This window comes from Bartonella sp. A05 (assembly GCF_026930145.1).
Lineage (GTDB): Bacteria > Pseudomonadota > Alphaproteobacteria > Rhizobiales > Rhizobiaceae > Bartonella.
Genome location: NZ_JANHOJ010000004.1, coordinates 1 through 12,905 on the forward strand (window position 1 = coordinate 1; position 12,905 = coordinate 12,905).

General features: G+C 41.5%; 8 protein-coding genes and 1 tRNA gene. All 9 read left to right on the forward strand.

Annotated elements, in window-relative coordinates; genetic code table 11:
* Positions 1 to 46: 46 nt before the first annotated feature.
* The 9 genes from NPX98_RS04655 (at position 47) to rpoC (ending at position 12,542) form a co-directional block, all read left to right on the forward strand.
* Positions 47 to 122, forward strand: a tRNA-Trp gene (locus NPX98_RS04655).
* A 196-nt stretch (positions 123 to 318) separates the two neighbouring features.
* Positions 319 to 531 carry a preprotein translocase subunit SecE gene (gene secE, locus NPX98_RS04660; RefSeq protein WP_269022987.1) on the forward strand — a complete coding sequence of 71 codons (213 nt, stop codon included), beginning with the start codon at positions 319 to 321 and terminating at the stop codon, positions 529 to 531.
* Between the two features lie 20 nt (positions 532 to 551).
* A complete protein-coding gene (nusG, locus tag NPX98_RS04665) occupies positions 552 to 1,082 on the forward strand; it encodes a transcription termination/antitermination protein NusG (protein ID WP_269023158.1) in 531 nt (176 codons plus the stop codon).
* Between the two features lie 152 nt (positions 1,083 to 1,234).
* Positions 1,235 to 1,663 carry a 50S ribosomal protein L11 gene (rplK, locus tag NPX98_RS04670; protein ID WP_269022989.1) on the forward strand — a complete coding sequence of 143 codons (429 nt, stop codon included), beginning with the start codon at positions 1,235 to 1,237 and terminating at the stop codon, positions 1,661 to 1,663.
* Positions 1,664 to 1,667: 4 nt separating this feature from the next.
* On the forward strand, positions 1,668 to 2,366 hold the full coding sequence (gene rplA / locus NPX98_RS04675; protein ID WP_269022990.1) for a 50S ribosomal protein L1: 699 nt from the start codon (positions 1,668 to 1,670) through the stop codon (positions 2,364 to 2,366).
* A 366-nt stretch (positions 2,367 to 2,732) separates the two neighbouring features.
* A complete protein-coding gene (gene rplJ, locus NPX98_RS04680; RefSeq protein ID WP_269022992.1) occupies positions 2,733 to 3,251 on the forward strand; it encodes a 50S ribosomal protein L10 in 519 nt (172 codons plus the stop codon).
* A 101-nt stretch (positions 3,252 to 3,352) separates the two neighbouring features.
* Complete coding sequence (gene rplL / locus NPX98_RS04685; RefSeq protein WP_269022994.1) at positions 3,353 to 3,724, forward strand: 50S ribosomal protein L7/L12; 372 nt, start codon at positions 3,353 to 3,355, stop codon at positions 3,722 to 3,724.
* Positions 3,725 to 4,011: 287 nt separating this feature from the next.
* A complete protein-coding gene (rpoB, locus tag NPX98_RS04690; protein WP_269022996.1) occupies positions 4,012 to 8,160 on the forward strand; it encodes a DNA-directed RNA polymerase subunit beta in 4,149 nt (1,382 codons plus the stop codon).
* A 170-nt stretch (positions 8,161 to 8,330) separates the two neighbouring features.
* A complete protein-coding gene (gene rpoC / locus NPX98_RS04695) occupies positions 8,331 to 12,542 on the forward strand; it encodes a DNA-directed RNA polymerase subunit beta' (RefSeq protein ID WP_269022998.1) in 4,212 nt (1,403 codons plus the stop codon).
* Positions 12,543 to 12,905 lie beyond the last annotated feature (363 nt).

Consider the following 12,905-nt stretch of genomic DNA (forward strand, 5'->3'; position numbering starts at 1 on the left):
GGTTGATTGCTTAATGTGTGTTTGGGGTGTTTTTTTATCAAAAGTTAGGGGTATAGCTCAGTTGGTAGAGCGGCGGTCTCCAAAACCGCAGGTCGCGGGTTCAAGCCCTGCTGCCCCTGCCATGTATGTGTTAAGTTTTGAGGTGATTTTTAGATTGCCTTCGTTTCTTTTTTGTATAGGGCTTGTTTTTTTGTTTATGAATCGGTATTGAATAAAGAGTAGAAAAGTTGCGTAAAGCTAAGGGGTAGCTTTTTGCGTTTTTTCTATATTTATTTGTTGTGTAAATTGCACAGAGTTAGAAAGAATATAGTGTAACTGATGGCGTCTAGAACCAATCCAATAACCTTTTTGAAGCAGGTTTGTGCAGAAACAGCTAAAGTGAAATGGCCTACGCGTCGTGAGACAATGATATCTACTGTTATGGTGTTGGTGATGACAGTAGTGGCGTCGGTTTTCTTTTTTGTTGTAGATCAGGTTATAAATTTTGGTGTGTGGGGGGGGATTGATCTCCTTAAATATCTTTTTGGTTGATGGTGCAAGGAAGTGTGACTGTGGCTACTCGTTGGTATATTGTTCAAGCGTATTCAAACTTTGAAAAGAAGGTAGTGGAAGCTATTAACAAGGAAGCGAAACAAAAAGGATTGGATCGTTTTATTGAAAAGATTTTTGTTCCAACAGAGCGAGTTGTTGAAGTTCGTCGTGGTCGTAGAGTTGATTCTGAGCGTAAATTTTTTCCTGGTTATGTTCTTATCCGTGCTGAGTTGACAGATGAGGTTTACCATCTCATTAAAAATACGCCTAAAGTGACAGGTTTTTTGGGTTCAGATGCGCGGCCTGTTCCTATTTCTGATGTGGAGGCTGAGCAGATTCTCCAACAGGTTCGGGAGGGCGTTGAGTCTCCGAAATCTTCTGTAATGTTTGAGGTTGGTGAGCAAGTTCGGGTGGCTGATGGACCTTTTGTATCATTTAATGGCATTGTTCAAGAGGTTGAAGAAGAACGCTCTCGTCTTAAGGTTGAAGTGCTAATTTTTGGGCGTTCGACGCCTGTTGATTTGGAATTCGGTCAGGTTGAGAAGCTCTGATTCGGTTTGAAGTGATTTTAAATCACTTTAATGATATTGTGGAAGGTGATTTTATGGCTTTTGCCGACATGATGAGCCGTACCACAAAACGGGAACGGGTGTTTAGCATGATGAATTGCTAGTATGTTCGTACCAGCAAAAGGCAGGTTATTATGGCAAAAAAAAGTATAGGTCAGTTAAAATTGCAAGTTCCAGCAGGGTCTGCTACTCCCTCTCCTCCAATTGGTCCCGCTCTTGGGCAGCGTGGTATTAATATCATGGAGTTCTGTAAAGCATTTAATGCGGCTACACAGGAGATGGAGAAGGGTGCACCGATACCTGTAGTCATCACTTATTATCAAGATAAATCTTTTACATTTTCTCTGAAGACCCCTCCAGTATCATTTTTCTTGAAGAAGGAAGCTAATTTGAAGTCTGGTTCAAAGGAGCCTGGTAAGGTATCTGTTGGGGGTATTTCTCGCGATAAAATTCGTTTGATTGCGGGAGCAAAGATGAAAGATCTTAATGCAAATGACATTGAAGCGGCGATGCGTATGGTTGAGGGTTCTGCTCGCTCTATGGGTTTAGAAGTGGTGGACTAATGTTATGGTAAGAGTAGTAAAGAGAATAAAGAAAATCCGTGAAGGTGTTGATTTCAATGAACTCCATGCCTTAACGAATGCTGTTTCGATGGTTAAAGAACGTGCGGTTGCTAAGTTTGATGAAACGATTGAAATTTCGATGAATTTAGGTGTTGATCCGCGTCATGCGGATCAGATGGTTCGCGGTGTTGCTCATTTGCCTAATGGAACAGGACGAAATGTTCGTGTTGCTGTTTTTGCGCGTGGTGAGAAGGCGGAGGAGGCTAGGGCTGCTGGTGCGGATATTGTAGGTGCTGAAGATTTGTTTGAGAGCATTAACGGTGGATCGATTGATTTTGATCGCTGTATCGCAACGCCAGACATGATGCCTCTTGTTGGCCGTCTTGGTAAGATTCTTGGTCCGCGGAGTTTGATGCCTAATCCGAAAGTTGGTACTGTGACGCTTGATGTTGCTGGTGCTGTTAGGGCGTCTAAAGGTGGTGCTGTTGAATTCCGTGTTGAAAAAGCCGGTATTGTACACGCTGGTATTGGTAAGGCTTCTTTTGGTGTTGAGAAGATAGTAGAAAATATAAAAGCTTTTGCTGATGCAGTCATTAAAGCCAAACCGCAGGGTGCAAAAGGTGAATATATTAAGCGTGTAGCAGTTTCTTCAACGATGGGAGTTGGAATCAAAATTGATCCTGCAACGGTTCGTCCAGAGTAGGTCGGTTGAACTTATGATTTTTCAAGGGTGTGTGAATATTGCAGTTGTATTTTGGGTGTCGGTTTTTTGTCGGCACCAGTTATCTGAGCTTTATTAAGCTCGGGTCATGCCGGAAGAGATTCCGGAATGTCCTGTCCGAGATTGTGGGTGATGCCTTTGGTGTCTTAATCAGAAGAAAACCTACATGAGACTGGGGTGAAGACTTTGAAAGTTAATAAAACTTGAAGAGTTTAGACCAGGGTTACTTTTGATCGTTTGTGCGTGAAGAAGGGGACAGGATCCTCGTCGATGGTGTGGAGAGTTTTCATACTATCAAAGGTAACCGATAGGTTTGTTTAAAATGAGCCTGTTAAATGGAGAAAAAGCGTGAATAGAGCGGAAAAACGCGAATTTGTCGCATGGCTTAATGAGGCTTTTCAAAAGTCTGGTTCTGTCGTTGTAGCACATTATTCCGGTTTGACAGTTTCACAGATGAACGATCTTCGTTCAAAGATGGGTGAAGCTGGTGGTGCTGTTAAGGTTGCCAAAAACCGTCTTGCTAAAATCGCTCTTCAGGGTACGGAATCTGAATCAATAGCAAATCTGTTTACTGGGCAGACGCTTATTGCGTATTCAGAAGATCCGATTACAGCACCAAAAGTTGCTGTTGATTTTGCAAAAACCAATGGAAAATTGGTGATTCTTGGTGGTGCAATGGGTGCAACAAGTTTGAATGTTGATGCTGTGAAGTCATTGGCTTCATTGCCTTCATTAAACGAGTTGCGAGCAAAGCTTGTGGGTATGATTTCTACCCCTGCAACCCGTATCGCTCAGGTCGCTAATGCACCTGCAGGTCAGGTTGCACGTGTTATTGGTGCATATGCTCAGAAGGGCGAGGCAGCTTAGGGCTGTTTTGTATTTATTTTGCGGAAAGGCTTTACTGCTTTTCTGTTTTTTAGATAAGTTTTAAACAATAATTTAAACTTTTCAATTGAAGGAATTTTAAAATGGCTGATCTAGCAAAGATCGTAGAAGACCTTTCTAACCTTACTGTTTTAGAAGCGGCAGAGCTTTCAAAGTTGCTTGAAGAAAAATGGGGTGTTTCGGCTGCTGCTCCTGTAGCAGTTGCTGCCGTTGGTGCTGTTGCTGCTCCAGCTGCTGAAGAGAAGACAGAATTTGATGTGGTTCTTGTTGATGGTGGTGCTCAGAAAATCAATGTCATTAAAGAGGTTCGTGCTCTTACGGGTCTTGGTCTTAAAGAAGCCAAGGATTTGGTTGAAGGCGCGCCTAAGCCTATTAAAGAAGGTGCTTCTAAAGATGAAGCAGAAAAAATTAAAACTCAACTTGAAGCAGCTGGTGCTAAAGTTGAGCTTAAGTAAGTTTGATTTTATCGGCGGATGTTTTCGTTCGCCGATTTTTCTCTTCTTAAAAGAGGAGGTGTGCTGATAAAACTCTTTTTCTAGCAGTTTCAATAACTGTAAGGAAGTGGGTTTATGTCGCAATTTTCTGACAATAGAGCCAAAAGAATGAATGGTTGATTGTTGAGTATATGGAAGTAAGTGATGCTTACTAATGGTATTAAATAAACTGGTCTGCATGTGCAGGTTAATGGCATAAAGCTTTCAAGGTTTAAACTGCCTTGAGTAGTAAAAGTCGAGGAGAGACGATGGCTCAAACTCAAACGATGATGTCTCAATTCAATGGTCGCAAGCGCGTACGTAAGTTTTGTGGTAAGATTCCTGAAGTGGCAGAAATGCCGAATCTTATTGAGGTTCAGAAGGCGTCATACGATCAATTCCTCATGGTTGAGGAGCCGAAAGGTGGACGTCCAGATAAAGGATTGCAAGCTGTTTTTAAGTCGGTGTTTCCTATTTCGGATTTTTCCGGTACGGCTATGCTCGAATTTGTTCGTTACGAATTTGATTTACCAAAATTTGATGTTGAGGAATGTCGTCAGCGCGATTTGACTTATGCAGCACCATTAAAGGTAATATTACGTTTAATTGTGTTTGATGTTGATGAAGATACCGGTTCAAAAGATATCAAAGATATTAAAGAACAAGGTGTTTATATGGGCGATATGCCCTTAATGACGAGTAATGGTACTTTTGTTATTAATGGTACTGAGCGTGTTATCGTTTCACAGATGCATCGTTCTCCAGGTGTCTTTTTTGATCATGATAAAGGAAAATCTCACTCATCTGGAAAGTTGCTTTTTGCTGCTCGTGTGATTCCCTATCGTGGTTCGTGGCTTGATATTGAATTTGATGCTAAAGATATTATTTACGTTCGTATTGATCGGCGACGTAAAATTCCGGTTACCAGTCTTTTGATGGCATTGGGTATGGATGCATCAGATATTTTGTCGACTTTTTATAATAAGGTTACTTATGTACGATCTGGGAATAGATGGCGTATTCCTTATTCAGTCGATCGCTTTAAGGGAATGAAGCTGGTTTCTGATCTTGTTGATGCAGATAGTGGTGAAGTGGTTCTTGAATCTGGTAAAAAGCTAACGGTTCGTCTTGCAAAGCTTTTGGCGGAAAAAGGTCTAAAAGCGATTAGAGTGAATGAAGATGATCTTTTGGGATCTTATCTAGCGGAAGATATCGTTAATTACCAAACAGGTGAGATTTATCTTGAAGCTGGTGATGAAATTGACGAAAAGACACTGCAGATTTTATTTGATGTTAATGCGGATCAAATTGATATTCTTGATATTGATCACATGAATATTGGTGCATATATTCGCAATACTTTAAAAGTGGATAAGAATGAAAGTCGACAGGATGCATTGTTTGATATTTATCGGGTGATGCGCCCAGGTGAGCCGCCGACAATGGATACAGCGGAAGCAATGTTTCATTCATTGTTTTTTGATCCAGAGCGTTATGATCTTTCAGCCGTTGGCCGTGTTAAAATGAATTTACGGATGGATTTTGATTGTCCAGATACAGTTCGTATTTTGCGTCAGGAAGACATTATTGGCGTTATTAAAATGCTCGTTGAATTGCGTGATGGTCGCGGTGAAATTGATGATATTGATAATCTTGGCAATCGTCGTGTTCGATCGGTTGGGGAATTGATGGAAAATCAGTATCGCATTGGTTTGCTTCGTATGGAGCGTGCAATAAAAGAACGCATGTCATCGGTGGAAATTGATACAGTTATGCCACAGGATTTGATTAATGCGAAGCCTGCAGCAGCAGCGGTTCGAGAGTTTTTTGGGTCTTCACAATTGTCGCAATTTATGGATCAAACCAATCCGCTGTCTGAGATTACTCATAAACGCCGTCTTTCTGCTCTTGGGCCGGGGGGGTTGACCCGTGAGCGCGCAGGCTTTGAAGTGCGCGATGTGCATCCTACGCATTATGGCCGTATTTGTCCGATTGAAACGCCGGAGGGTCCAAATATTGGTCTGATTAATTCGTTAGCGACATTCGCGCGGGTTAATAAATATGGTTTTATTGAAAGTCCATATCGCAAGATTATTGATAATAAAGTGACGACAGAAGTTATTTATCTTTCTGCTATGGAAGAATCTAAACATTATGTAGCTCAGGCCAATTCTTCATTAGATGAGGAGGGGCGTTTTACGGAAGAGTTTGTAGTTTGTCGTCACGCGGGTGAAGTTTTGATGGCGCCACGTGATCATGTGGATTTAATGGATGTTTCGCCAAAACAGTTAGTTTCAGTCGCTGCGGCTCTTATACCATTTTTGGAGAATGATGATGCAAACCGTGCGTTAATGGGATCAAATATGCAGCGTCAAGCGGTTCCACTTGTGCGTGCTGAGGCACCTTTTGTTGGAACGGGTATGGAAGCAATAGTTGCTCGCGATTCAGGTGCTGCTATTGTTGCAAAACGTGGTGGTGTTGTTGATCAGGTTGATGCGACCCGTATTGTTATTCGTGCGACAGAAGATTTGGATCCTTCGAAATCAGGTGTTGATATTTATCGTTTGCAAAAATTTCAGCGCTCTAATCAATCGACGTGTATCAATCAGCGTCCTCTTGTGCATGTTGGAGATCGGATAGATAAAGGCGATATCATTGCGGATGGTCCATCTACTGACCTTGGTGATTTAGCTCTTGGGCGGAATGTTCTTGTGGCGTTTATGCCGTGGAATGGTTACAACTACGAAGATTCTATTCTGCTTTCAGAGCGTATTGTTGCTGATGATGTGTTTACTTCGATTCATATTGAAGAATTTGAGGTTGCTGCACGTGATACGAAGCTTGGGCCAGAAGAAATTACCCGTGATATTCCTAATGTTGCGGAAGAGGCATTAAGGAATCTTGATGAAGCCGGTATTATTTATATCGGTGCTGAGGTTCAACCTGGTGATATTTTGGTTGGTAAGATTACGCCAAAAGGTGAAAGTCCAATGACGCCAGAAGAAAAGCTTTTGCGCGCAATTTTTGGTGAAAAGGCATCAGATGTTCGTGACACTTCTATGCGAATGCCTCCCGGAACTTTTGGTACTGTTGTTGAGGTTCGTGTTTTTAATCGTCATGGCGTGGAAAAAGATGAACGTGCTATGGCAATTGAACGTGAAGAAATTGAACGTTTAGCTAAAGATCGTGATGATGAGCAGTCAATTCTTGATCGAAATGTTTATGCACGACTTGCGGATATGTTGAAAGACAAATTTGCAGTAGACGGTCCAAAAGGGTTTTCAAAAGGTAAGAAGCTTGACCATTCAGTAATGAGTCATTATCCGCGGTCACAGTGGTGGCTATTTTCTGTTGATGATGAAAAGCTTCAGAATGAAATTGAGGCTCTGCACAAACAGTATAATGAATCGAAAGAGGCGTTGCAGCGTCGCTTTATGGATAAAGTTGAAAAAATTCAAAGGGGCGATGAGATGCCGCCCGGTGTCATGAAGATGGTCAAGGTTTTCGTAGCTGTAAAACGCAAAATTCAACCTGGCGATAAAATGGCAGGGCGTCATGGTAACAAAGGTGTTGTATCGCGTATTCTTCCAGTGGAAGATATGCCGTTTCTTGAAGATGGGACGCATGCTGATATCGTCTTGAATCCATTGGGCGTTCCGAGTCGTATGAATGTTGGTCAAATTCTTGAGACACACCTTGGATGGGCCTGCGCAGGTATGGGCAGAAAAATTGGCGATTTATTGGATTTGTATCAAGAGACTGGGGATATACTTCCTTTGCGGCAGCGTATCGAAAATCTTATTCCTGATAATGACCATAATGAACCAGTGCGTCAGTATGATAATGAAAGTCTTTTTAAATTGGCGCTTCAGATGAGGAAAGGTGTTTCGATTGCGACGCCTGTTTTCGATGGAGCTCATGAAGCCGATATCAACATGATGTTGGAAGATGCTGGTTTGGATAGTTCAGGGCAGGTTACGCTTTATGATGGTCGTACTGGTGAGCCTTTCGATCGTCCAGTGACGGTTGGCTATATTTATATGCTTAAATTGCACCACCTTGTTGATGATAAGATACATGCACGTTCGATTGGTCCTTATTCGCTTGTTACGCAGCAACCATTAGGTGGTAAAGCGCAATTTGGGGGGCAGCGTTTTGGTGAAATGGAGGTCTGGGCGCTTGAAGCATATGGTGCTGCATATACATTGCAAGAAATGCTAACAGTTAAATCAGATGATGTAGCTGGGCGAACGAAAGTCTATGAGGCGATTGTGCGCGGTGACGATACATTTGAGGCGGGTATACCTGAAAGTTTTAATGTGCTTGTTAAGGAAATGCGCTCTCTTGGTCTTAATGTTGAGCTTGGAGATGCTCGCTCACTTATTTCACAGCAATTATTAACTGATACAGCAGAATAATTAATTGAAGAGCACACTGTTTCCAGTGTGCTCTTATTGTCATGATAGGCGACAATAAAGAAGTTTCTATTGAGATAGCACTGCAGTTTTAAAAGTAGAGTTTTCGAGTAAAACTGCGGTATAAAAAAGAGCTATTACAATAGCTTTAGGAATCTTTGAAGGAGAACGGCATGAACCACGAGGTCATGAATCTTTTCAATACTCAGGTACCAGCGCAGACATTTGACTCTATTCGTATTTCAATTGCGAGTCCTGAGAAGATTCTGTCTTGGTCGTATGGTGAGATCAAAAAACCAGAGACGATTAACTATCGAACGTTTAAGCCAGAGCGTGATGGTCTTTTTTGTGCGCGTATATTTGGTCCTATTAAAGACTATGAATGCTTATGTGGCAAATATAAACGCATGAAATATAAGGGTATTATTTGTGAAAAATGCAATGTAGAGGTTACTCTTTCGCGTGTACGTCGTGAGCGTATGGGGCATATTGAACTTGCCGCACCAGTAGCGCATATTTGGTTTCTCAAATCGTTGCCCGGGCGTATTTCTACTCTTCTGGATTTAACTTTGAAGGATATCGAAAGAGTTCTGTATTTTGAAAATTATATTGTAACGGAACCGGGTTTAACATCTCTTAAGCTTCATCAGCTTTTGTCTGAAGAGGAGTATATGCTCGCTGTTGATGAGTTTGGGGAAGATCAATTTTCAGCTATGATTGGTGCTGAAGCTATTTATGAGCTTCTAGCTGGGATGGAGTTAGATAAAATAGCAGGTGGTTTGCGTGCTGAATTGGCTGAGACAACTTCGGAATTGAAACAGAAAAAACTGATTAAACGGCTCAAGATTGTTGAAAACTTTCTTGAATCTGGCAATAAGCCAGAATGGATGATCATGAAAACGATCCCAGTTATCCCGCCTGATCTGCGCCCATTGGTTCCACTTGATGGGGGGCGTTTTGCGACGTCAGATTTGAATGATCTTTATCGACGTGTTATAAACCGAAATAATCGTTTAAAACGACTGATAGAGTTGCGTGCTCCTGGAATTATTGTGCGCAATGAAAAGCGTATGGTGCAGGAGGCCGTTGATGCGCTATTTGACAATGGACGCCGTGGTCGTGTGATTACTGGAGCGAATAAGCGTCCACTAAAGTCACTTTCAGATATGCTTAAAGGTAAACAGGGGCGTTTTCGTCAGAACTTGCTTGGGAAACGTGTCGATTATTCGGGTCGTTCCGTTATTGTGACAGGTCCTGAATTAAAATTGCATCAATGTGGTCTTCCAAAAAAAATGGCTCTCGAATTATTTAAGCCATTCATTTATGCACGACTTGACGCGAAAGGGTATTCATCAACAGTCAAACAGGCAAAAAAGCTTGTTGAAAAGGAGCATCCAGAAGTTTGGGATATTTTAGATGAAGTCATTCGTGAGCATCCAGTTTTGTTGAATCGTGCACCAACCCTCCACCGCTTAGGAATTCAAGCTTTTGAGCCTGTGTTGATTGAAGGAAAAGCTATACAACTTCATCCCTTGGTGTGTACAGCTTTTAACGCGGATTTTGATGGCGATCAGATGGCGGTTCACGTACCGCTTTCTCTTGAGTCTCAACTTGAAGCCCGTGTTTTGATGATGTCTACTAATAATATTCTTCATCCAGCTAATGGTGCGCCAATCATTGTTCCATCACAAGATATGGTTCTTGGTCTTTATTATCTTTCGATTGTTTCTGAAAAGGAGCCAGGTGAAGGGATGGCTTTTGCTGATATGGGTGAACTCCATCACGCTTTGGAAAATAAGATTGTGACTCTTCATACGAAGATTAAAGGCCGTTTTAAAAATATTGATAAGGATGGTAAAGAAGTTGCAAAACTTTATGATACGACACCGGGTCGTTTAATTATTGGTGAGCTTTTACCAAAAAATCCCAATATTGCTTTTGATATTGTTAATCAGGAAATGACCAAAAAGAACATTTCTAAAATGATCGATCAAGTTTATCGGCATTGTGGACAAAAAGAAACAGTTATTTTCTGTGACCGTATTATGCAGCTTGGTTTTTCTCATGCTTGTCGTGCTGGGATTTCGTTTGGTAAAGATGATATGGTTATCCCCGATAGCAAGTCACGGTTGGTTGCAGAAACAGAAGCTTTGGCTAAAGAATATGAACAGCAATATAATGATGGTTTGATTACGCAGGGTGAAAAATATAACAAGGTCGTAGATGCTTGGGGTAAATGTACTGATCGCGTTGCAGATGAAATGATGAAGCGTATTCAGGCGGTTGAGTTTGATCCTAAAACAGGTCGTCAAAGACAAATGAATTCGATTTATATGATGTCTCATTCTGGAGCGCGTGGTTCTGCTAATCAGATGAGACAATTAGCGGGTATGCGTGGATTGATGGCAAAACCATCAGGTGAAATCATCGAAACGCCGATCATTTCTAACTTTAAAGAAGGCTTAACCGTTAATGAGTACTTTAACTCGACTCACGGTGCGCGTAAAGGACTTGCTGATACTGCTTTGAAAACTGCTAACTCTGGTTATTTAACACGACGTCTTGTCGATGTTGCGCAAGATGCTATTATTTCAGCCGTTGATTGTGGTACTGTGAAGGGTCTTACTATGCAGCCGATTGTTGATGCAGGACAGATTGTTGCATCACTTGGTCAGAGGATTCTTGGTCGTACGGCACTCGTTGATATTTTACATCCAGTTTCTGGTGAAGTTATCCTTGAGGGTGGTGCGATGATCGAAGAGGCTGATGTCGTTAAAATTGAGGAAGCTGGTATTCAGTCTGTTCAGATACGCTCTGCTTTAACATGTGAAACGCGCTTTGGTGTTTGCGCTAAGTGTTATGGTCGTGATTTGGCGCGTGGAACGCCAGTCAACCAGGGGGAGGCTGTGGGCGTTATTGCTGCTCAGTCAATTGGTGAACCTGGAACTCAGCTCACTATGCGTACTTTCCACTTAGGTGGAACAGCACAGGTTGTCGATTCTTCCTATTTAGAAGCGTCTTATGAGGGTACAGTAGAAATTCGTAATCGCAATGTGGTTCGCAATTCTGAAGGTCATTTGGTAGTTATGGGTCGTAATGTGGCTGTTCTTATCAAGGATGAGTCTGGCAAAGAGCGCGTTGTGCATCGTATTAGCTATGGTGCACGTATCTTTGTTGATGATGGCGATATGGTAAAATGTGGTCAGCGTATTGCGGAATGGGATCCTTATACACGTCCAATTTTGACTGAGGTTGATGGTTATGTTGGTTTTGAAGATATGATTGATGGTTTATCAGTTACTGAGACAGCTGATGAATCTACAGGTATTACAAAACGTTTGGTGATCGATTGGCGTGCTAATCCACGGGGAGCTGATCTAAAACCAGCGATTGTTATTCACACAGACAAAGAGGGTGAGACCGTTGCCAAGTTGTACAAAGGCAGTGAAGCGCGTTACATGATGTCTGTGGATACTATTCTTTCCGTTGAGCCCGGTGCTTACGTTAAGGCGGGTGATGTTATTGCGCGCTTGCCAATGGAGAGCGCTAAGACCAAAGATATTACGGGCGGTTTGCCGCGTGTTGCTGAGCTTTTTGAAGCACGGCGTCCAAAGGATCATGCTATTATTGCTGAGATTAATGGTACAGTTCGATTTGGTCGTGGTTACAAGAATAAGCGCCGTATCATCATTGAACCGCATGATGAAACTCTCGAGCCAGTAGAATATCTCATTCCGAAAGGTAAGATGTTCCACTTTCAAGAGGGCGATCAGATTGAAAAAGGGGATTATATCCTTGATGGTAATCCAGCACCTCATGATATTTTGGCGATTAAAGGTGTTGAAGCTTTAGCTTCTTATCTTGTTAATGAAATTCAGGAAGTTTATCGTTTGCAGGGTGTTTTGATTAATGATAAGCACATTGAAGTGATTGTTCGTCAGATGTTACAGAAGGTTGAAATTACTGAATCTGGGGATTCTGGTTATATTCCAGGTGACAATGTTGATCGCATTGAATTGGATGAAACGAATGATAATTTAATTGCAGAAGGTAAAAAACCTGCATCCGGTAATCCTATACTTCTGGGGATTACAAAGGCATCACTTCAGACGCCATCCTTTATCTCGGCCGCATCATTTCAGGAAACGACTCGGGTGCTTACTGAAGCAGCAGTTTCCGGAAAGATTGATACTTTGCAAGGGCTTAAGGAGAATGTTATTGTTGGCCGGCTTATTCCAGCGGGTACAGGTGGTACAATTGCTCAAATACGTCGTATTGCAACAATTCGTGACGATTTGATTTTGGATGAGCAACGCAAATCTAGCAATAATGAAACGGCTAAGGCGATGTTAGCGGATATGACAGCCGATGTAGCTGTTGAATAACTTTAATATACATTGAAAAGAAATATAAAAACGTCTAAAGAATATTTGGGCGTTTTTTTTAGTTTTGGAATGCAGAAATAGAAAATTTTTTCTGATAAGTAATTATAAAGCCTATAAAGGCGATTATCGCTTTAAGTAATTTTTGTAATTAGTTCTATTCGATAAAGAGCCAAAAGTATTCCAAAATGGTCCAGAAAATAATGAGTTTTCAGGTGGGTAATCTTTATTCGTTTTTAGCCAATGGCTATTGATAGAATCTATGCTCATTAAAGATCATGAAATGATCTTTTGTTTATACAAGAAATGTAAGTTTTACTAAGCGATCAAAGAAGTTTCATATAATATTTTTAAGACGGATGAAAT